Consider the following 19,961-nt stretch of genomic DNA (forward strand, 5'->3'; position numbering starts at 1 on the left):
AATCTGGATTCAGGATCCACCCGCTCAGTTGTCGGGTGACACGGTCCCGTCTGCCTCCAGAAACGCCTGCGGGTCGGGCAGCGAAGTGGTGGACACCTGCATCTCTTCGGGCTTGAGCTGTTCGGTGAAGCCTTCGAGCGAGCCCATGGACTTGCGGTCGCGCCGGGCCACGGGATCCGACATCAGGTAGGCCACACTGAGTTCGGCCAGCGCCTGCAGCGAATTGCGGTGGGTGCGTTCCTGCGCGTGGGACGCGTCGGCGCCAAAGCCGATGAGCGCTGTGCGGATATCGTTGCCGGCCTCCACCGCGGCGGCGGAGTCGGACCGGTAGAAGCGGAACACGTCGCGCCGGTGCTCGATGCCATGGGCCTTGGCCAGGTCGATCAGCTTGTGTGTCAGGTGGTAGTCGAACGGACCGGCCATGTCCTGCAGGCAGATGGTGACCGCGCGCTCGTCGGTGTTCTGCCCGGGCGCGGCAATGGCGATGTCCAGGCTCACCATTTCGGCAATGTCGCCATGCAGCGCGGCCGACGAACCGGAGCCCACTTCCTCCGTGATGGTGAACAGCGGATGCGCATCCACCGGCAGCGTCACGCCACTGTCCACCAGCGCCTTGCACGCTGCCAGCAGCACGGCAACGGCGGCCTTGTCATCGAGGTAACGCGAGTTGATGTAGCCGCCCGGTTGCACCTCGGTCTGCGGGTCGAAGGCGATCCAGTCGCCCACGTGGATACCTGCTTCGCTCAGGTCTTTTGCGCTGTGCGCCGGCACATCGACGCGCACCTCCACATGGTCCCAGTCGGAGGGCTGGGTGTCGATCTCGCCGCCGAAGGCGTGGCCCGAAGTCTTGAGCGGCAGACAGGTGCCGCGCAGTTGCTGCGTGTCGGTGAACACGGTGAGTCGCGCGCCTTCGGCGAAGCGCGACGACCAGCTTCCGATGGGCACCACGCCGAGACGGCCGTTGGGCTTGATCTCGCGAACCATGGCGCCCAGCGTGTCGAGGTGGGCCACGATGGCGCGGGCGGGTCGTGCCTCGCGGCCCTTGAGGGTGGCGCGAATGGCGCCGCGGCGCGTGATCTCGTAGGGAATGCCGATGGCATCGAGCCGGCTCGCGGTGTAGCGCACCACCGCGTCGGTGAGGCCCACGGGGCTCGGTATGGCCAGCAGTTGAAGAAGCGTTTCTTCCAGGAAGGCGTAGTCGATCGGGGGCAGCGGGGTCTTCTTCATGCGGGCACCTGTTGGGTGGCGGAGCCGGGAAACAGCAGATCGATGAAACGCTGTGCGGTCGGTTGCGGTTCGTGGTTGGCCAGGCCGGGGCGCTCGTTGGCTTCGATCACCACATAGTCGGGCTGGTCGACAGCGGGCACCAGAAAGTCCAGGCCGGTCACGGGAATGTCGAGCACGCGGCTGGCGTGTTCGGCGGCGTTCTTCAGCGTGGGGTGCAGCTGGTCGGTGACGTCGTGGATGGTGCCGCCGGTGTGCAGATTGGCGGTCTTGCGCACCGCCAGCGATTCGCCGAAAGGCAGCACATCGTCGAGCTTGAAGCCCTGCAGGCCGATGCAGCGTTTCGTTTCGCCATCCACCGGGATGCGCGACTCGCCCCCGGTCGCCGCCGCGCGACGCCGGCTCTGCTTGTCGATCAGTTGCGCAATGGTGGACTGCCCATCGCCCACCACCGTGGCCGGCTTGCGCAGGGCGGCGGCCACCACCTGGTGGTTGATGACGACCACGCGCAGGTCCTGCCCTTCGCAATACTGTTCGAGCAGCACACGCTCGCCATACTGGCTCGCGTTCTCGATGGCGGCCTCCACGTCGTCCGCGTCGGTGAGGTTCACGGCAATGCCCTTGCCCTGCTCGCCGTCGACCGGCTTGACGACGATGGCACCGTGCTCGCGAAGGAATGCGGCGTTGTGTTCGGCGTCCGCTGCCAGCGCCTGTTGTGGCACCTTCAGGCCTGCCTGTGACAACAGCCGCACGGTCACGCGCTTGTCGGCGCAGCGGCTCATGGCCACCGCACTCGTAAGCTCACTCAGCGACTCTCGGCAGACCACGCTGCGGCCGCCCAGGCTGAGCTTGAAGTAGCCGTTCTCGGCGTCGATGACTTCCACACGGATGCCGCGCCTTTGCGCCTCGTCCACCAGGATGCGCGCGTACGGGTTGAGCCCGTCAGCCTGCGCGCCGCCGCCGGTGAACAACGGCTCGTTGATGGCGTTGCGGCGCTTCACCGCGAACACCGGGATGTTCTGGAAACCGAGCTTGCGGTAGAGCGCAATGGCCGAGGCGTTGTCGTGCAGCACGGAGAGATCCATGAACGCCCGGCCGCGCGCCTGGAAATGCTCGGCGAGGTAGCGCGTGAGCGCCTCGCCGATGCCGGGGTGGCTGGCCTGCGGCGACACCGCCAGCGCCCACAGGCTGGCGCCGGGCTCGGCGTCGCCAAAGGCATCCGCATGATCCAGGCCCATGGCCACGCCGATCACCTCGCCGGTGTGGCGGTCTTCCGCCAGCGCGTAGACGGTCTGCCGTTCGCTGCGCTGGCCCCACACATGCACGGGGTCCACCGGCACCATGCGGCGCGCACGGTAGATGGCATTGATGGCGGCCACGTCGGCGCGCGAGCGCAGCCGACGGATGGTGAAGCCCCGCCGCACGGCGCGCTGGGGCGTGTAGTGGTTGAGCCGCAGCCGGAAGGTCTCCGACGGGTCGACGAACAGTTGCGCCGGTGCGTGCGACACCACCACGTGCGGCTTGTCGATGTAGAAGGCAATGTCGCGCTGCCCCGGCTTTTCCTGCAGCAGGGCGGCGGCGATGTCGGCGGGATCGGCGAAGGTGTGGCCGGCGATCAGGCGTCCCCAGCCGCATTCGGTCACCACGCTGGCACGCGCGGGCGCCTGGCCACGGCTCTCGGCCTGGGGCGTGCTGGTGCGGCTGAGCCGGAGGGCGCGTTGGGCTTGCTTGCGCATCATGGGGATGTCTCCTTTCAGGTCAGGTGTTTCTGCAGCCAGAGCTCGAGCAGGCCGAGCTGCCAGAGCTTGGAGCCGCGCAGCGGCGTGAGGTGGGCGCTGGGGTCGGCCAGCAGGCGGTCGACATACGCCGCCTGGAACAGACCACGCTCTCGCGCTGCGCGGCTGGACAACGCGTCGCGCACGCTCTCCAGCACCTGGCCTTTCAGATGTTTGAGTGCCGGCACCGGAAAATAGCCCTTCGGCCGGTCGATCACTTCAGAAGGAATCACGCGGCGCGCGGCCTCCTTCAGGATGCCCTTGCCACCCCCGGCCAGCTTGTGGCGCGCGGGAATGCGCGCAGCCAGTTCCACCAGCTCGTGGTCCAGGAATGGCACGCGGGCCTCCAGCCCGAAGGCCATGGTCATGTTGTCCACGCGCTTGACCGGGTCGTCCACCAGCATCACGGTGGTGTCCAGCCGCAGGGCCTGGTCCACCGGGTCGCTGGCACCTGCGGCGGTGAGTCGATCGGCCACGAAGCGGCCGGTGTGGTCATCGCCGAGCCAGGGCTCGCGCAACAGTTCGCCCATGTCGGCGTGGTCGCGATCGCAAAACGCCGCCATGTAGTCGGCCACCGGGTTCTGGCTGCCCTGCAGCCTGGGGTACCAGTGGTAGCCGCCGAACACCTCGTCGGCGCCCTGCCCGCTCTGCACCACCTTGCTGTGGCGCGACACGGCTTCAGAGAGCAGGTAGAAGCCGATGCAATCGTGGCTGACCATGGGTTCGCTCATGGCACCGATGGCTTCGGGCAGGCGGCGCAGCAGTTCGGCCTCGGGCACGAAGATGCGTTCGTGCGTCGTCCCGAAGCGTTGCGCCACGATGTCGGCATACTCGAACTCGTTGCCCTTCTCGCCGCCCACATCCTCGAACCCAACGTTGTAGGTGCGCAGGTCGCGCACGCCGGCCTCGACCATCAGGCCCACGATGAGGCTGGAGTCCACGCCCCCCGAGAGCAACGCGCCCACCGGCACGTCGGCCACCAGCCTGCGCTTGACCGCTGCGCGCAGGCCATCGAGCAGCATCTCTCGCCATTCGTCAAACGAGCGCGCCTCGTCGGCGCCGTCGCGCTCGTAGCTGAGCGTCCAGAAACGGTGCTCTTCCGTGGTGCCGTCGGCCTCGATCTGCAGCAGCGTGCCCGGCGCGAGTTTGCGCACCCCGCGCAACAACGTGTGCGGCGGCGGCACGATGGCGTGCAGTGAGAGGTAGTGGTGCAGGCCGACCGGGTCGATGGCGGTGTCCACCCCTCCCGCGGCCAGAAGCGCCGGCAGCGAGGACGCAAACCGCAAACCGCCCGGCAATGGCGCAAGGTACATCGGCTTGATGCCCAGGCGGTCACGCCCCAGCAGCACGCGACCACTGGCCCGATCCCAGATGGCGAAAGCAAACATGCCGTTGAGGCGTTTGACGAAGTCGTTGCCCCACGCGTGGTAGGCCTTGAGCAACACCTCGGTGTCACCGGTGGAGAAGAAGCGGTAGCCCTTGGCCTCCAGTTCGTGGCGCAGTTCGACGTGGTTGTAGACCGCGCCGTTGAACACGACGCCGAGCCCCAGGGCCGGGTCGAACATGGGCTGCTGCGCGGCATCGGACAGATCCATGATCTTGAGCCGACGGTGGCCAAAGCCAAAGCGATCGCTCACGTTCAGGCCCTGCCCATCGGGACCGCGTGCCTGCTGCCGTTCGTTCATGCGCGCCAGCGCCTGGATATCGACGGGGGTGCCGTCGAAGTGGATTTCTCCTGCGATTCCACACATGGGTGTTGTGCCCTCCTGCTGGACAGGCCGATCGCCGCTGGAGTGGAAAACGGTTGAGCGCCATACTGGCCGGGTGATGCCGGGGCGGGGTCAACGGGGATGGGCGGATCGGCTGGTGCACGACCGACGGAACGGACACCACAGGGCGTGGGGCCGGGAAGCCGGCTGAACGGGCTTCCATCGTTCCGCGAGCCTCAGGTGCACGCGGGTTGAAAGATGGTGAGAATGGTGATTATATCAATATTTGCATTTTAATCAACTTTAAATTATTGAAATTCATATAATGAAATGGCCTTTTCACCTCACCGCGTGGCAGCGCCAGGGACTGGCGTTGCTGCCTGCGGCATTGGCATGCGCCCTCAGCGCGGCCTGGCTGCCCGAGTCGTCCGCGGCCTTGTGGCTGATCGGCTGGATCACCTACTGCGCCACCTACGTCGCGCTGGTCTGGCACCTCGCTGCCCGCCTGGACGCTGAGACCACGCAGCAATGGGCGCAACGGGAAGACCCGGGCGCGGCCATGCTCTTCGTGTTCGTGACGGCGGCGGCTTGCGTCAGCTTGCTGGCGGTGGCCATCAATGTCGGCAGCACCCGCACCCTGGAGGGAGGCGAACGAGGCCTGCAGCTTGCGCTCATGGCGCTGTCGCTGGCGGGCGCGTGGCTGCTCATCCAGTGTGTGTTCACACTGCATTACGCGCGCGTGTATTACCGCGAAGGCATCGAGGCCGGTTCGCTCGATCGCGGCCTGGCGTTCCCCGGTGGCCGCGATCCCGACTACCTGGACCTGCTGTACCACAGCATGGTGGTCGGCATGACATCGCAGGTGGCTGACGTATCGGTCCGCAGCCGCCCCATGCGGCACCTGGTGCTGATGCACGCGCTGCTGTCGTTCGCGTTCAACCTGGGTGTGCTCGCCACGGCGGTGAACGTATTCGCCAGCGCCGGTCATTAGGGCGCGTCGGCCGAGATCAGCACGGCGGCCGTGTCTGCGTTCAGCGTGGTAAGGGCATTCAGGAACCGGCTTTCGGCGTCGTACCAGGGATGCGCGACCGCGCTGGCGAGTGCAACGACAAGCGTGACAGCGTAGGCGGCGATGGCGGTCGATGGCAGCGACATGGTGGGCTCCGGCGGGGGTGGACCTGATTCCGTATGAATCCAATGTAGGCGCCCCGCCGCCTTCGCCAGGCAGGACGACGGTGCAACACCGTGTCGGATTTGTCCTACCGCCACGCCATGGCCGTTCAGTACGCCCGTGGCAGTTCGAAGCGTTGAGGTGTCGACGCCATCCCCGAGCGCGCCAGCCACTCGAACACCGAATCCACGGTCACGGTCTCGATGCGGTCGGAGAACCGTTTTTCGTTGGGGTGGTCATCAAAAGCAATGTGGGCCGAACTCACCCGCGCACCCAGCCGCGTCATGGCACCCAGTCGCAGCGTGGTGGGCTGGTAGCCCTTGAAGCGCAACCAGGCCTGGGCCTGTTCGCGCGTGGTCACTCCGGGCTCAGCCGCGGCGGCCAGGGTCTCCAGCGCCCACTGGTTGGACTGCTGGTAGCGCGTGCTCCAGGGGTAGCTCACCATGTTGTAGTCGCGCGTGTGCAGCGCGATGCCACGTGCACGATCGGTCAGCAGCGCGTACAGCGGCGCCTGCAGCGAGGGCGCGGGCACCACCCAGGCGGCTTCATGGCGCCAGAGGTCGTCCAGAAAGAATTCGCCCAGGCCCTGGCGGTAGAGGGAACCCACGGACGAGCCACACTGGTTGAGCTTGTGCAGCACGCGCCAGGGGCCTTCGGCCGTCTTATAGGCCCAGCCCAGGTGCGAGTAACGCAGGCCGTACTTGCCCAGGTCCTGGCCGGCACGGGCCAGCACCACCACACGCGCGCCGCTGCGCTGGTGCTCGGCATCCAGCGCCTCGGCGGTGCGCTGCGCCAGCGCCATGCCGCGCTCGATACCCTGCGCATTCAGGGGTTTCGCTTCGCACGATCGCCCGGCCTGTGCGGCGGGAGCGATCAGCAGGGCCAGGCAGGTGGTCACAGCGGCCAACAGCTTCTTCATGTCGCGTCCTTTCAGTGCGTGACGCGTTCGTTGTGCAACAGCGCGCGGCCCAGCTCGTTGGGGATGAAGGCAATCACCTCGCCCGCTGCTGAAAGCAGCACGCCCGTGGCAATGACGCTGACCGTGAGCGCGGTGCCCAAGCCCACGGAGACGGCAACTGCCCCGCGAGCGCCCACTTCCACACTGGCGCGGGCCCCGTCGGAGACGCGCTCGAGCACGTAGATCGTGCCGCGCGCTGTGACCTCGACGGCTTTGATCACCACCACCGAGCCCGCGACCGACAGGGCCACCGGCACGACGCTGACAGCCGCTGCAGCGGTCGAAGCGGTCACCACCACAGATGCCACCGGCAGAGCCGAGAGGGCCACGGAAGCTTCGCTCTGGGCACGGGCCGGCCCGCCCCAGGCAAGGGCGAATGCGAGGCCGGCAGCCAGGGAAAGGGATTGCCATTTCTTCATGACGAGACTCCTGAATGCGGGAAGGTTTGCAGAGTGGTTCATTCGGCGGCAGCAGAAGTGGAGCGCTCCAGCAGGTCGGCTTCGTGGCGGTCGCGCAGCGTCTTGGCCAGCGTGAAGGCGGACGTGACCAGGTAGAGCCAGCTCACGCCCAGGTAGGCACGATAGGTGTCGTTAATCTCCATGCGCAGCAGGCCCCAGCCGGTCAGGCCCATGGCCACCGCAAAGCCGCCCCACACCACCATGCGCCACATCGGCGTTTCGGGCACGCCGGCCTGCGCGGCCTTCTGGCTGTCACGCACCGACTTCGCCAGCACGAACACCGTGGACAGACAGAACACATAGCCCATCACCATGAACGCGCGGTCCAGGTCCTGCCTGGGCAGCCAGGCCAGCCCGGTGGCGCAGAGGAAGACGGCGATACCGAAGGACACCCAGACCTGGAGCTGCCAGGCGCGGGTGTCGCGCATCACGATGAGGGGAGAACGGTTCGAAGCCATGAATCACCTTGGGTGGTTGTTGAACACGGCGCGATGGTCGGGGTTTGGCGCGCAAAAAGCATCGCCAAACCCCACCGGTGTTCATTCAAGATGATTCAGGTATCGATATCCGATACCTACCGGCCATGAGATGGTCAGAACCCCACGGCCGCGCCATCCCGGCGCGAGTCCGACGCCGCCACATAGCCGTCGCGCTTCGGATCGCCTGCGCGCCAGATGAACTGGCCGGCGCCGAAGTCCTGGTAGTTGTCGTTGATGACCTCGGCCACATGGCCCCGGTCCAGCAGCGCCTGCACCGTCGCCTTGTCCATCTGCTGCTCGACGTTGATCTCCAGGCCATGGTTGAAGCGCCAGCGCGGTGCGTCGCAGGCGGCCTGCGGGCTCTGCCGGTAATCGAGCATGCGCACCAGCGTCTGCATGTGGCCCTGGGGCTGCATGTTGGCGCCCATCACGCCAAAAGACATGACGGGCTGGCCATCTTTCGTGAGGAAGGCGGGAATGATGGTGTGGAAAGGCCGCTTGCCCGGTGCCACCTGGTTGGGTCCGGGCTGCAGCGAGAAGCCGTGGCCGCGGTTCTGCAGGCTGATGCCGAATTGAGGCTCCACGCAGCCGGAGCCAAAGCCCATGAAATTGCTCTGGATGAAGCTGACCATCATGCCGTCCTCATCGGCGGCGGTGAGGTAGATGGTGCCGCCCTTGACCGGGTTGCCGGCGCCGAAATTCTGCGCACGTTTTCGGTCGATGAGCTTCGCGCGGCTGGCGAGGTAGGCGTCGTCGAGCATCTGCGCGGGCGTCACTTCCATGCTGGAAGGCTCGGCCACAAAGCGGTAGGTGTCGGCAAAGGCCAGCTTCATGGCCTCGATCTGCAGGTGCTGCGAGTCGACACCGTCGACCGGAAGGCTGGCCAGGTCGAACTGCTCCAGGATGCCCAGCGCGATCAGCGCCGCAATGCCCTGGCCGCTGGGCGGAATCTCGTGCAGCGTGTGGCCCCGGTAGTTCTTTTCGATGGGCGTGACCCACTCCGGGCGGTAGGCAGCCAGATCCTGCGCCGTCAGGGCGCCGCCGCTCTCCTTCACGAAGCGTTCCAGCGCCTTGGCGATCTCGCCGCCGTAGAACGCCGCGCCACGCGTCTCGCCGATGAGTCTCAAGCCCCGCGCTGCCGCCGGGAAGCGGAACAGTTCACCCACGCGAGGCGCGCGGCCCCAGGGCAGGAAAGCCTGCGCGAAGCCCGGCAGACCGCCCAGCTCCGGCGTCGCGGCCGCCCACTTCTGCTGCACCACCACCGGCAGCAGGTAACCGCGCTCGGCGATCTCGATGGCCGGCTCCATGAGATCGGCAAAGGGCAACTTGCCGAAACGCTCCGACAACGCCACCCAGGATGCCACCGCGCCCGGCACGGACACCGAATCGGCGCCGCGCTTGGGCGGCGCCTTCGCATCGGCACCGTACTTGCGCTGGAAGTACGCGGCTGACCACGCGGCCGGCGCCGGCCCCGAGGCGTTGAGGCCGTGCAGGGCCTTGCCGTCCCAGAGGATCGCAAAGGCATCGCTGCCCAGACCGTTGCTCACCGGCTCGCAGATCGTCATGGCCGCAGCGGCGGCCACGGCGGCGTCCACCGCATTGCCGCCCTTCCACAGCATGCGCAGGCCAGCCTGCGCAGCCAGGGGATGCGAGGTTGAGACGACATTGCGTGCGAAGACAGGAATGCGGGTGGTGGGATAGGGATTGTGGAAGTCGAAGTGCATGGGGTCACTCTATCCCAGAGCCGTACACCGCAGGCCGTAACCACCTGGTAACCAGTTTCATGGACAATTGAAACCAAATTACAAGCCGGCGCCGCTGGCCACTCATTTTCAGGAGACCCTTTCCATGAACCCGCGTCGCGCCACCAAGATCGTCGCCACTCTCGGCCCTGCTTCCAGCGATCCCGCCCTTCTCGAAAAAATGATCCGCGCCGGCGTCAACGTGGTGCGGCTCAATTTTTCGCACGGTGTCGCGCAGGACCACATCGACCGGGCCGAGCTGGTGCGCGCAGCCGCCCAGCGTGCTGGCCGCGAGGTGGGCATCATGGCCGACCTGCAGGGGCCCAAGATCCGCGTGGGCAAGTTCGCTCAAGGCAAGGTGATGCTCGAACCCGGCCAGTCCTTCGTGCTGGACGCCTCGCGCACCGAACCGGGCGACATCGAAGGCGTGGGGCTGGACTACAAGGAGCTCCCCCGCGACGTGAAGGCAGGTGACACGCTGCTGCTCAACGACGGACTGATCGTGCTCACGGTGGACAAGGTGGCTGGCCCGGCCGTGCACACCACGGTGAAACTCGGCGGCGAGCTCTCGAACAACAAGGGCATCAACAAGCAGGGCGGCGGGCTGACCGCGCCCGCGCTGACGGCCAAGGACATGGACGACATCAAGACCGCCATGGGTCTGAAGGCCGACTATGTGGCGGTGAGTTTTCCCAAGAGCGCGACCGACATGGAACTGGCGCGCCAGCTCTGCAACGTGGCCGGCGCGCACCTGAACCACCGGCCCGCACTGATCGCCAAGATCGAACGCGCCGAGGCGATTCCCGAGCTCGCCAACATTCTCAAGGTGTCCGACGGCATCATGGTGGCGCGCGGCGACCTGGCGGTGGAGGTGGGCAATGCAGCCGTGCCGGGCCTGCAGAAGCACATGATCCGACTAGCGCGCGAGATGGACAAGGTGGTGATCACCGCCACGCAGATGATGGAATCGATGATCGTCAACCCGGTGCCCACGCGAGCCGAGGTGAGCGACGTGGCCAACGCCGTGCTCGACGGCACCGACGCCGTGATGCTCAGCGCCGAGACCGCTGCGGGCCGGTACCCGCTGGAGACCGTTCTGGAAATGGCCAACATCTGCTTCGAGGCCGAAAAGGCCGAGTACCGCGAACTCACCGCGGATTTCCAGGGCAAGACCTTCAAGCGCATCGACCAGTCGATCGCCATGGGCGCCCTGTTCACGGCACACCATCTGGGCGCCAAGGCCATCGTGGCACTGACCGACTCCGGCTCCACCGCGCTGTGGATGAGCCGGCACAACGTGCGCATGCCGATCTACGCCATGACGCCCAATCTCTCGACCCAGCGCCGCATGACGCTCTACCGCAATGTGCGCCCGCTGCTCATGGACAACAGCATCGACCGCGACTCCGCACTGTCGGACGCCGAGGCGCACCTGAAGAAGCGCGGGATTGTCGAGACCGGTGATGTCTACGCGATCACGGTGGGCGAACCCATGGGTCAACCGGGTGGCACGAACACGCTGAAGATCTGCCGCGCCGGGTGAGCGTGGGGTCAATCAAAGCGCAGTGAAACGCCGGTCACGAACATCGCATCAACCTTCTTGAGATTCGTGCCGGGATCGCTGTCGTAGCGGTAACTCAAGCCGGCCGAGAGGTTGATTGCCTCTGTCATCGCCACCGTGAGACCCATGTCCAGCACCGCGCGGTACTTGCCCGAATCGCGCAGGTCCGGATACAGCGTGAATTTCTGGCGCAGGCTGGTGGTCTCGGTCAGCTTGTGGCTGGACTCCTCCGCCAGCACCAGCTCCAGGCGGCCGTAGCGGTCGCGCATGGCGCCTGCAATGTCGGTGGACGTGATGTACCGGTCGTAGGTGTAGCCCAGACCGGCCGACACGTCGAAGTAGCCACGCTCTTCGCGCCAGATGTGGCGACCCACACCACTGGCCACGGAGTAGCGGGCGTCGATGTTGGCCAGCTGATCGCGCAAGGTCTCGCCCGATCCGAAGCCGAACCAGTCGGGTGAGATGTTGCGGTCGTACTGCGTGCGAAGGCCATAGCGATCGGTGGTGGACACCCCGGCGTTGCTGGCCTGGTCGGCGCGGGCGTTCCAGGTCCACTTGTCGATCTCGGTCTGGCGCGCGCCCTCGGCCGAGAGGTTGAGCGAGCGGGCATCGTTGTTGCCTGAAGAGACGTTGGCACCGGCGGTCAGCAGGTAGCGCCACTGCCCATCGGGCTTGAGCGTGACCTGCGCCATTGAGAGAGCCGGTGAGAGCAGCGCGGCGGCGGCGAGTGTCACGTTCAGTGGACGAGCGGGCATGGCGATTCCTTTCTTGTTGGGAGGGAGGTGGTTCTGGCTTCTCACACAGAGGGTTCACCCCGAAGCCGTTGCAGTTCCGCCGGATTTGTGACGATTGGTTTCGAGCGCTTGAATCCGGCGCGGTCCGGCGTGCGTAAATGGTTCATGACACCGCCGCATTTCCACGCTCCTTTGCGCCGCCGCTGGCTGGGCTTGCTGGGCCTTGCCCCTCTGCTGCAGGCCTGCTCGCCACTGCGCCTCATCAACGCCACGGTGCCTTCGCACACCCACACCGTGAAACGCGATCTGCCCTATGGCCGTGCCGAGCGCCAGCGAGCCGACATCTACCTGCCAGCGCCGACCGTCCGGGGCGCACCCATCGCGGTTTTCTTCTACGGAGGCAGCTGGAGCAGCGGCGCGCGCGCTGACTACCGCTTCGTCGGTGAAGCGCTGGCCTCGCGCGGCATCGTCACCGTGGTGGCCGACTACCGCCTGAGCCCCGACGTGCGCTATCCCGTGTTTCTGGAAGACTGTGCGCTGGCGGTGCGCTGGGCCGGCGCACAAGCCACGGCGTTCGGCGCGTCGCGCGACAGGCTGTTCATCGTGGGTCACAGCGCAGGCGCCTACAACGCGGCCATGCTGGCGCTGGACCCGCGCTGGCTCGGAAGCGAACGCATTGCCGGTTGGGCCGGCCTGGCCGGTCCCTACGATTTCCTGCCCATCGGCAATCCCGACGTGCAGGTGGCATTCGAATGGCCGGGCACCCCCGCCGACTCGCAGCCGCTGTTTCATGCGAGGGCCTACATGGCCCCCTCACGCCCCGCGCTGTTGATGGCCGCGCGCAGCGACACGCTGGTCAACCCCCAGCGCAACACCCTTGCGTTGGCCGAGACGTTGAAGCGCCAGGGGACACCGGTAGAGGTCGAGCTCTTCGACCGGGTGAGCCACACCACCCTGATCGGCGCTTTCGCTCCGCCACTGCGCGGGCTTGCTCCGGTGCTCAACCGCGTAAGCGCTTTCCTGCTCGAGCCCCCCAGGACCACAAGCTGACGCATCGCGTGACATTTGGCGCGCCGCACACGGCCCGTGCCCTTTCCCCAAAAGTTAAACTCCCGGGTTACACCACGGTTACCAACTGAACTAGGGGAATCACATGGCGCTCGTTTCCATGCGCGAACTGCTCGACCACGCTGCGGCCAATGGCTACGGCATTCCAGCGTTCAACGTCAACAACCTTGAACAGGTGCAGGCCGTCATGGCCGCGGCCGACGAAGTCGGTGCGCCTGTGATCCTTCAGGCCAGTGCCGGCGCCCGCAAGTACGCCGGTGAGCCCTTCATCAAGCACCTGATCCAGGCCGCGATGGAGGCCTATCCCCACATTCCGCTGGTGATGCACCAGGACCATGGCACCTCGCCCAAGGTCTGCGAGGGCGCGATCAACCTGGGCTTCGGCTCGGTGATGATGGACGGCTCGCTGATGGAAGACGGCAAGACGCCGGCTTCGTTCGACTACAACACCGACGTCACCCGCAAGGTGGTACAGATGGCGCACAAGGTCGGCGTCACGGTGGAAGGTGAACTCGGCTGCCTGGGCAACCTGGAAACCGGTGAAGCCGGCGAGGAAGATGGCATCGGCGCCGAGGGCAAGCTAGACCACAGCCAGATGCTGACCGACCCCGAAGAGGCGGCTCAGTTCGTGAAGGCCACGCAGCTCGATGCCCTGGCCATCGCCATCGGCACCAGCCACGGCGCCTACAAGTTCAGCCGCCCGCCCACCGGCGACATCCTGGCCATCAGCCGCGTGAAGGAAATCCACAAGCGCATTCCCAACACCCACCTGGTGATGCACGGCTCCTCGTCCGTGCCGCCCGAACTGCTGGCCATCATCAACCAGTACGGCGGCAAGATGAAGGAAACCTACGGCGTGCCCGTCAAGGAAATCCAGGAAGCGATCAAGCACGGTGTGCGCAAGATCAACATCGACACCGACATCCGCCTGGCCATGACCGGCGCGGTGCGCAAGTTCCTGGCCGAGAACCCCGACAAGTTCGACGCCCGCGAATGGCTCAAGCCCGCTCGTGAGGCCGCCAAGGCGGTCTGCAAGCAGCGCTACATCGAGTTCGGCTGCGAAGGCCAGGGCAGCAAGATCAAGGGTGAGAGCCTGCAGGTGGTGGCGGCCAAGTACGCCAAGGGCGAGCTGGCCCAGGTCGTGAACTGACCCGTCTTTCGTTTCTGCAAAAACGCCACCCTCGCGGTGGCGTTTTTCTTGGGCGAAGCGGCCTGCTAGAAGGCACCCCGCTCAGGCCGACCTTCCCAATGCACGGGGTCCGGCGACCACGACGCCGAGTCCTCGAAGCCAAACAGGGCCGACACCGCCTCGCCCAGATCGACCCCCATCTCCTCCATGGCCGCGGCGCGCCCCGCATCGGTCGGACTGGCGCGAAGGATGAAACCCTTGAAGCGATCCCAGTCGCGCGAGAACTGCTCGGCCAGGATCCGCGCGAGCTCATACGACAGCAGATTGCCTTCGTCGGGGCGCAGAAACGACTTGCCACTCCAGAATTCCTGAATGGTCTCTTCGGTCCAGAACGCCTGGTGCATGCGATGGAGCTCCTGCGGCGTGTGCTGCTGCCCCGCTGGCGGGGAAAGCCGGCGCTCCGTGTTGACGGCCAGCCCTTCGTTGAGCCAGGCGGGAATGTCCAGATGGCTCAGGCAGCCGTGTGTCATCTCATGCACGATGACTGGCTCCATGTCACGGAGCTCTGCTTGAAAGGTCACGAAGTGGCCGCACCCGAAATTGACATGCATGCCACCACTGAATGCGAACTCACCGTCGTCGGGGTAGTAGCGAGACACATAGCGGTAGTAGCTGTCGCCGTCCTCGAAGACCAGCATGATGTCCTTGCCCCACTCGGGTGCCTCACCCACACCCTCCAACATCCTCTCGATGCGCGTGAGCGTCTTCGTCATGAACTCGACGGTTGCGCTGGCCACCTTGGGCGCCAGAGGCGACAGGAGCATCGCGGATTCATGGGATATCAGGTGGTAACGCGGACCGAGTGCTTGTTGCAGATGAGCCAGCCAGGCCAGCTCTGCGGCAGCCCAGGCATCGGCCTGGTCTTCGGGCTCGGCGAGGGAAGCCACCCAGGCGCTCACAGCAGGCCAGTCGGGAACCGGCAGGCCATGGACGAATTGCAAGGACGCCGCGAAATCAAAGGGCGGAACACCTGGAGCGGTGAGCTCGGCCAGTGGGCGGGTTGCCGACAACCCGCCCACTGGCTGTTCACCGGATGAGGATTTGCCGGACAGCAGCTTGAGGAAATTCTTGAGCATGGAGGTTCAATCTTCCCATTCGGCGGCCTGGATGGCGGCCACGATTTCGCGCCCGGTGCGCACCAGCGCCGGGCCGAAATCCTCGTGGAGCAGGGCGCCGTGCAATCGCGAAGCCGGCCCGCCCACGGTGAGCGACATCGGTTCGCGCCCATCCCCCAGATCCAGCCCCACGCCGATGGCGGCGATCTCTGCCTCCCATTCCGACGCTGAGACCGCGTAGCCGCGCTGCGCGCACTCGGCCTGGGCGCGCCGCAAGCCGGCCTCTCGTTCGGGCCAGCGTTCGGGCGATTCGGCCTGCAGGCGGCGCGCCATCAGCGATTGCATGCCCTCGGTGGCCGCACACCAGATCGCTCGCCCCATCGCCGTCTCGGCAAACGGCAGGCGGGTGCCCACGTCCAGCCCCAGAATGAGGCGGGCCGTGCTGCGGCAATGCGCCACGTAGACCACCGAGGTGTCGTGACGCACACCCAGCGATATGGCGGCCTGCGTGTGTTCCGCCAGCGTTTCCATGAACGGCCGTGCGATGCGCCCGACCTGGAAGTTGGACAACACGCTGAAACCCAGCGAGAGCACCGCCGGGCTCAGGGCGTACTCGCCACTGGCCGCGCGGTGGCGCAGGTAGCCCAGCCCCGTCAGGGTGAAGGTCAGACGCGACACCGTGGCCTGCGGCAGGCCGGTGCGGCGCGCCAGCTCCTGATGCGCAAGCCAGCGATCGGACGGGCCGAAACAGCGCAGCAGCGAAAGCCCGCGCGCGAGCGCGGTGACGAACCGGCGGTCCTGCGCCGGATCGGTTTCAGCCTCGGTGGTGGTGGATGTGTGGCGCTGGCGGCCCATCAGGACTCCTTTTTCTGCACACCGGAATAAAAGGCCGGCGCGGGCCGAATGATATTCCGCGAGTCGGAATTCATGAACCCCAGGTGACAGATCGACATGCTCGATTTCCCTGATGGGCATTTACATCGCCGGAAAGCCCGCCGTATATTGAATTCGCCATTTCATTTTTCCGCTTGGCGGAATTCATAGATCGACATGTCGTCCTTGCATTCGGCCCACTGGCCGTCCAGCCTCCCGCGTCATCTCACGCTGCCGCAGACCCACGTCTTCCACAACCTCGAGGTCTCGGCCAGGCGCTACCCTGACAAGCCCTTCATCGTCTACTACGACACCGTCATCACCTACGCGCAAGCCCTGCGCGAGACCGAGCATCTGGCCGGCCACCTGCAGCAGGTGTGTGGCGTGAAACCCGGCGACCGGGTGCTGCTGTGCATGCAGAACAGCCCGCAGTGGGCGCTGGCCTTTCACGCCATCCTGCGCGCCAGCGCGGTGGTGGTGCCGGTGAATCCCATGAACCGCGTGGAGGAACTGCGCCACTGCATCGAGGACAGTGGCGCCACCGTGGCACTCGTGGCCCAGGACCTGTTGCCGCAACTGCGCCCGCTGGTGGCACCGCAGGGCGGCCTGCGCCATGCGATCGTGGCCACCTACAGCGACCACCTTCGCGCGCCCACCGATCTGCGCGTGCCCGATTTCGTGGTGGCCGCGCGCGAACCGCTGGAAGAACCCGGCCTCATCGCCTGGGCCGACGCGGTCGCCCTCGCACTGGCGCCGGGCCCTTTCACCGCCGGGCCGGACGACCTCTGTGCCATGCCCTACACCTCGGGCACCACCGGCCTGCCCAAGGGTTGCATGCACACGCACCGCAGCGTGATGAGCACGCTCGTGGGTGGCGTGCGCTGGTTCGGCACCTCGCAGGATTCGGTCTGCCTGTCGGTGCTGCCTTTCTTCCACGTCACCGGCCTTTCGGGCAGCCTGAACGGACCACTCTATGCCGGCGCCACGCTGGTGGTGCTTTCGCGCTGGGACCGCGAAGTCGCCGCCATCTGCATGCAGCGTTACCGCGTCACGGTCTGGCAGGCCATCTCCACCATGGTGATCGATTTCCTGGGCCACCCCGGCATCGAGCAGATCGACCTCTCCAGCCTGGCGTGCATTCGCGGTGGCGGAGCGGCGATGCCGGATGCGCTGGCCGCCCGGCTCAAGGCGTTGACCGGGCTGGATTACATCGAGGGCTACGGCATGTCCGAGACCATGGCTGCCACCCACATCAACCCCATGCACCGGCCCAAACGGCAATGCCTCGGGTTGCCGGTGTTCGATGTGGAAGCGCGGGTGGTGGATCCAGCCACGATGCGGGAACTGCCTGCGGGCGAGACCGGCGAGATCCTCGTGCACGGGCCGCAGGTGATGCAGGGCTACTGGCACAACGAGCGGGCCACGCAGGAGGTGTTCGTCGACATCGATGGCCAGCGCTTCCTGCGCACCGGCGACCTGGGCCACGTGGACGGCGAAGGCTATTTCTTCATGACCGATCGCTTGAAACGCATGATCAACGCGAGCGGCTACAAGGTCTGGCCGGCCGAGGTGGAGGCGCTCATGTACCACCACCCGGACATTCAGGAGGCTTGCGTGATCGGCGTGCGCGATGCGCGACGCGGCGAGAGCGTCAAGGCCCTCGTGGTGCTGCGCCCGGAGCGGCGCGGCCAGGTCAGCGAACAGGATGTGATCGACTGGGCGCACGGGCACATGGCCGCCTACAAAAGCCCCCGCACCGTGGAATTCGTGGAGTCGTTGCCGCGTTCCGGCAGCGGCAAGGTCATGTGGCGCGAACTGCAGGAGCAGCAGGCCGCGCGCGACGCACAACCCCATCCCCCCTGAGCAACCGCGCTGCGCCCCGGCGCGGCATCTTTCGCCACCCGCAGGAGACAACACCATGAAACACACGACGACAAGCCCACCCCCATCGCAACGCCGCCGATCGTTGTTGCTGGCCGCCGCCGCCACGGCCGGCGCCAGCGTGGCCCCCTGGGGTGCCGCTCAGGCGCAGGCCTATCCCAGCCGGCCGATCACACTCATCATTCCGTGGCCAGCCGGTGGCTCGACCGATCGCCATCTGCGTACCCTGGCCGAGCTCGCCAGCAAGAACCTGGGGCAACCCATCGTGATCGAGAACCGGCCCGGTGCCGGCGGCACGCTCGGCCCCGCCACCATGGCACAGACGGCCAAGCCGGACGGCTACACCATCGCCCAGTTCCCGCTGGGTCTGCTGCGCATGCCGCACATGCAGAAGACCAACTGGGATCCGCTCACCGACTTCAGCTACATCATCGGCGTCTCCGGCTACACCTTCGGCCTGACGGTGAAAGCCGACTCGCCCTACAAGACGTTCAAGGACTACATCGAGGCCGCACGCAAGCAGCCCGGCGCGATCAACTACGGCTCCACCGGCACCGGCAGCAGCCCCCACCTGTTGATGGAAGAACTGGCCGGCAACGCCAAGGTGCAGCTCACGCACGTGCCGTTCAAGGGCAACGCCGACCTGCAGGCCGCCCTGCTCGGCGGCCATGTGATGGCACAGAGCGACGCCAGCGGCTGGGACAAGTTCGTCGACAGCGGCGAGATGCGCCTGCTGGTCACCTTCGGCGAGCAGCGCACCAAACGCTGGCCCGAGGTCCCCACCGCGCAGGAACTCGGCTATGGCGTGGTGTCCACATCGCCCTATGGCCTGGCCGGCCCCAAGGGCATGGACCCGGCCGTGGTGAAGACGCTGCACGACGCCTTCAAGAAGGCCATGGACGATCCGAAGCACACCGAAGTGCTGAGCCAGCTCAACCAGGCCATGTGGTACCGCAACGGCGACGACTACCGCAAGTGGGCGGCCGAGACCTTCGTGAAGGACAAGGCGCTGATCGAGCGCCTGGGCCTGGCCGCCAAGTAGCCCCGCGCCGGGTGGGGATGGCCGGCAGACCATCTCCTCGCCAACTTGCGATAATCCCCCGGAAGCCCGTTGGACCTTCAACGGGCTTTTTTCTTGTGCCTGCCATTTCCCGATCCGACCATGACCTCAGCCCTGCACACTTCGGCCCTGACCTCCCTGCCCCTGCTGGCGCGCGGCAAGGTGCGCGACAACTACGCCGTGGGCGACGACCGCATCCTCATGGTGGCAAGCGACCGCATCAGCGCGTTCGACGTGATCATGGGTGAGCCGATTCCTGGTAAGGGCGAACTGCTGACGAAGCTTTCGTTGTTCTGGTTCGACCAGCTCGGTCCCAAGGGCCTGAACATCTGCCCGATCCACCTCACCGGCGATGCACCTGAGAGCGTGGTCTCGGCGCAGGAAGTCGCGCAGGTGAAGGGCCGTTCGATGCTGGTGCAGCGCCTGAAGCCGATTCCCGTGGAAGCCGTGGTGCGCGGCTACCTGGCCGGCAGCGGCTGGAAGGAGTACCAGGAAAGCCGCTCCGTCTGCGGCGTGAAGCTGCCCGAAGGCCTGCAGAACGCGTCGAAGCTGCCCGAGCCGATCTACACGCCGGCGGCCAAGGCGGCCATGGGCGAGCACGACGAGAACATCACCTTCGAGCGCACGGTCGAGATGATCGGCCCCGAACTGGCCGCGCAGATCCGCGACGTGTCGATCGCGCTCTACAAGGCCGCGGCGGCGATCGCGTTGAAGAAGGGCATCATCATTGCCGACACCAAGTTCGAGTTCGGCCTGGACAAGGCCGGCAAGCTGGTGCTCATGGACGAGGTGCTCACGCCGGACAGCTCGCGCTACTGGCCGGCCGAAAGCTACCAGGTGGGCGAGAACCCGCCCAGCTACGACAAGCAGTTCCTGCGCGACTGGCTGGAATCTGCTCAGGTGGGCGGCAAGCCCTGGGACAAGACGCCGCCCGCGCCGCGCCTGCCCAAGGATGTGATCGAGAAGACCGCCGCCAAATACCAGGAAGCGCTGACGCGGCTGATGGGCTGAGGCCCGGCGCCGG

18 protein-coding genes are annotated in these 19,961 nt (G+C 66.3%); 7 read left to right on the plus strand and 11 right to left on the minus strand.

The annotated features are described in order from the left end of the window. Positions 1–24 precede the first annotated feature (24 nt). The 3 genes from ACTIF6_RS24440 to ACTIF6_RS24450 are packed head-to-tail and all read right to left on the minus strand — an operon-like array spanning position 25 to position 4,750. Positions 25–1,227: an osmoprotectant NAGGN system M42 family peptidase gene (locus ACTIF6_RS24440; RefSeq protein ID WP_439590356.1), complete on the minus strand. Its 1,203-nt coding sequence runs from the start codon at positions 1,225–1,227 to the stop codon at positions 25–27. Continuing rightward, positions 1,224–2,963 (minus strand): N-acetylglutaminylglutamine synthetase, encoded by a 1,740-nt coding sequence (gene ngg, locus ACTIF6_RS24445; protein ID WP_439590357.1) that lies wholly within the window; start codon positions 2,961–2,963, stop codon positions 1,224–1,226. Before ngg ends, ACTIF6_RS24440 begins: the two co-directional genes overlap by 4 nt. Before the next feature lie 14 nt (positions 2,964–2,977). After that, entirely contained in the window at positions 2,978–4,750 is a 1,773-nt protein-coding gene (locus ACTIF6_RS24450) for an N-acetylglutaminylglutamine amidotransferase (protein WP_439590358.1), read from the minus strand. A gap of 283 nt (positions 4,751–5,033) precedes the next feature. Here ACTIF6_RS24450 and ACTIF6_RS24455 point away from each other — a divergent pair, with 283 nt between their 5' ends. Continuing rightward, on the plus strand, positions 5,034–5,699 hold the full coding sequence (locus ACTIF6_RS24455) for a DUF1345 domain-containing protein (protein ID WP_439590359.1): 666 nt from the start codon (positions 5,034–5,036) through the stop codon (positions 5,697–5,699). Here ACTIF6_RS24455 and ACTIF6_RS24460 read toward each other — a convergent pair. The 5 genes from ACTIF6_RS24460 to ACTIF6_RS24480 all read right to left on the minus strand — a co-directional run bounded on the left by ACTIF6_RS24460 (position 5,696) and on the right by ACTIF6_RS24480 (position 9,498). After that, entirely contained in the window at positions 5,696–5,863 is a 168-nt protein-coding gene (locus ACTIF6_RS24460; protein ID WP_439590360.1) for a hypothetical protein, read from the minus strand. The genes ACTIF6_RS24455 and ACTIF6_RS24460 overlap by 4 nt on opposite strands. Positions 5,864–5,988: 125 nt before the next feature. Further along, complete coding sequence (locus tag ACTIF6_RS24465) at positions 5,989–6,798, minus strand: DUF2145 domain-containing protein (RefSeq protein WP_439590361.1); 810 nt, start codon at positions 6,796–6,798, stop codon at positions 5,989–5,991. A gap of 11 nt (positions 6,799–6,809) precedes the next feature. Continuing rightward, complete coding sequence (locus ACTIF6_RS24470; RefSeq protein ID WP_439590362.1) at positions 6,810–7,256, minus strand: hypothetical protein; 447 nt, start codon at positions 7,254–7,256, stop codon at positions 6,810–6,812. A gap of 38 nt (positions 7,257–7,294) precedes the next feature. Continuing rightward, positions 7,295–7,753 carry a YiaA/YiaB family inner membrane protein gene (locus tag ACTIF6_RS24475; protein WP_439590363.1) on the minus strand — a complete coding sequence of 153 codons (459 nt, stop codon included), beginning with the start codon at positions 7,751–7,753 and terminating at the stop codon, positions 7,295–7,297. A gap of 134 nt (positions 7,754–7,887) precedes the next feature. Beyond that, a complete protein-coding gene (locus ACTIF6_RS24480; protein ID WP_439590364.1) occupies positions 7,888–9,498 on the minus strand; it encodes a gamma-glutamyltransferase family protein in 1,611 nt (536 codons plus the stop codon). Between the two features lie 124 nt (positions 9,499–9,622). On the opposite strand from ACTIF6_RS24480, the gene pyk reads away from it, so the two are divergent. Beyond that, positions 9,623–11,059, plus strand: coding sequence for a pyruvate kinase (gene pyk / locus ACTIF6_RS24485; RefSeq protein WP_439590365.1), 1,437 nt, complete (start codon positions 9,623–9,625; stop codon positions 11,057–11,059). An 8-nt stretch (positions 11,060–11,067) separates the two neighbouring features. Here pyk and ACTIF6_RS24490 read toward each other — a convergent pair whose 3' ends face one another. After that, complete coding sequence (locus ACTIF6_RS24490; RefSeq protein WP_439590366.1) at positions 11,068–11,832, minus strand: DUF481 domain-containing protein; 765 nt, start codon at positions 11,830–11,832, stop codon at positions 11,068–11,070. A 144-nt stretch (positions 11,833–11,976) separates the two neighbouring features. On the opposite strand from ACTIF6_RS24490, the gene ACTIF6_RS24495 reads away from it, so the two are divergent. After that, entirely contained in the window at positions 11,977–12,861 is an 885-nt protein-coding gene (locus ACTIF6_RS24495; RefSeq protein WP_439590367.1) for an alpha/beta hydrolase, read from the plus strand. A gap of 103 nt (positions 12,862–12,964) precedes the next feature. Next, positions 12,965–14,029: a class II fructose-bisphosphate aldolase gene (fba, locus tag ACTIF6_RS24500; RefSeq protein WP_439590368.1), complete on the plus strand. Its 1,065-nt coding sequence runs from the start codon at positions 12,965–12,967 to the stop codon at positions 14,027–14,029. A gap of 65 nt (positions 14,030–14,094) precedes the next feature. Here fba and ACTIF6_RS24505 read toward each other — a convergent pair whose 3' ends face one another. Both ACTIF6_RS24505 and ACTIF6_RS24510 read right to left on the minus strand, forming a co-directional pair. Continuing rightward, entirely contained in the window at positions 14,095–15,144 is a 1,050-nt protein-coding gene (locus ACTIF6_RS24505; RefSeq protein ID WP_439590369.1) for a hypothetical protein, read from the minus strand. Between the two features lie 6 nt (positions 15,145–15,150). Further along, positions 15,151–15,978 (minus strand): IclR family transcriptional regulator, encoded by an 828-nt coding sequence (locus ACTIF6_RS24510; RefSeq protein WP_439590370.1) that lies wholly within the window; start codon positions 15,976–15,978, stop codon positions 15,151–15,153. Between the two features lie 195 nt (positions 15,979–16,173). On the opposite strand from ACTIF6_RS24510, the gene ACTIF6_RS24515 reads away from it, so the two are divergent. From ACTIF6_RS24515 to ACTIF6_RS24525, 3 genes are all read left to right on the plus strand, one after another. Beyond that, positions 16,174–17,859, plus strand: coding sequence for a long-chain fatty acid--CoA ligase (locus ACTIF6_RS24515; protein ID WP_439590371.1), 1,686 nt, complete (start codon positions 16,174–16,176; stop codon positions 17,857–17,859). Positions 17,860–17,914: 55 nt separating this feature from the next. After that, complete coding sequence (locus ACTIF6_RS24520) at positions 17,915–18,919, plus strand: tripartite tricarboxylate transporter substrate binding protein (protein ID WP_439590372.1); 1,005 nt, start codon at positions 17,915–17,917, stop codon at positions 18,917–18,919. Between the two features lie 120 nt (positions 18,920–19,039). Beyond that, complete coding sequence (locus tag ACTIF6_RS24525; protein WP_439590373.1) at positions 19,040–19,948, plus strand: phosphoribosylaminoimidazolesuccinocarboxamide synthase; 909 nt, start codon at positions 19,040–19,042, stop codon at positions 19,946–19,948. The last annotated feature ends 13 nt before the right edge of the window (positions 19,949–19,961 follow it).

It is taken from the genome of Hydrogenophaga sp. (assembly GCF_051860785.1).
Taxonomy (GTDB): domain Bacteria; phylum Pseudomonadota; class Gammaproteobacteria; order Burkholderiales; family Burkholderiaceae_C; genus Hydrogenophaga.

Coding starts and splice junctions, on each gene's coding strand:
- ACTIF6_RS24440 (WP_439590356.1), bottom strand. CDS start 1,227: ATGAAGAAGACCCCGCTGCCCCCGATCGACTACGCCTTCCTGGAAGAA.
- ngg (WP_439590357.1), bottom strand. CDS start 2,963: ATGATGCGCAAGCAAGCCCAACGCGCCCTCCGGCTCAGCCGCACCAGC.
- ACTIF6_RS24450 (WP_439590358.1), bottom strand. CDS start 4,750: ATGTGTGGAATCGCAGGAGAAATCCACTTCGACGGCACCCCCGTCGAT.
- ACTIF6_RS24455 (WP_439590359.1), top strand. CDS start 5,034: ATGAAATGGCCTTTTCACCTCACCGCGTGGCAGCGCCAGGGACTGGCG.
- ACTIF6_RS24460 (WP_439590360.1), bottom strand. CDS start 5,863: ATGTCGCTGCCATCGACCGCCATCGCCGCCTACGCTGTCACGCTTGTC.
- ACTIF6_RS24465 (WP_439590361.1), bottom strand. CDS start 6,798: ATGAAGAAGCTGTTGGCCGCTGTGACCACCTGCCTGGCCCTGCTGATC.
- ACTIF6_RS24470 (WP_439590362.1), bottom strand. CDS start 7,256: ATGAAGAAATGGCAATCCCTTTCCCTGGCTGCCGGCCTCGCATTCGCC.
- ACTIF6_RS24475 (WP_439590363.1), bottom strand. CDS start 7,753: ATGGCTTCGAACCGTTCTCCCCTCATCGTGATGCGCGACACCCGCGCC.
- ACTIF6_RS24480 (WP_439590364.1), bottom strand. CDS start 9,498: ATGCACTTCGACTTCCACAATCCCTATCCCACCACCCGCATTCCTGTC.
- pyk (WP_439590365.1), top strand. CDS start 9,623: ATGAACCCGCGTCGCGCCACCAAGATCGTCGCCACTCTCGGCCCTGCT.
- ACTIF6_RS24490 (WP_439590366.1), bottom strand. CDS start 11,832: ATGCCCGCTCGTCCACTGAACGTGACACTCGCCGCCGCCGCGCTGCTC.
- ACTIF6_RS24495 (WP_439590367.1), top strand. CDS start 11,977: ATGACACCGCCGCATTTCCACGCTCCTTTGCGCCGCCGCTGGCTGGGC.
- fba (WP_439590368.1), top strand. CDS start 12,965: ATGGCGCTCGTTTCCATGCGCGAACTGCTCGACCACGCTGCGGCCAAT.
- ACTIF6_RS24505 (WP_439590369.1), bottom strand. CDS start 15,144: ATGCTCAAGAATTTCCTCAAGCTGCTGTCCGGCAAATCCTCATCCGGT.
- ACTIF6_RS24510 (WP_439590370.1), bottom strand. CDS start 15,978: ATGGGCCGCCAGCGCCACACATCCACCACCACCGAGGCTGAAACCGAT.
- ACTIF6_RS24515 (WP_439590371.1), top strand. CDS start 16,174: ATGTCGTCCTTGCATTCGGCCCACTGGCCGTCCAGCCTCCCGCGTCAT.
- ACTIF6_RS24520 (WP_439590372.1), top strand. CDS start 17,915: ATGAAACACACGACGACAAGCCCACCCCCATCGCAACGCCGCCGATCG.
- ACTIF6_RS24525 (WP_439590373.1), top strand. CDS start 19,040: ATGACCTCAGCCCTGCACACTTCGGCCCTGACCTCCCTGCCCCTGCTG.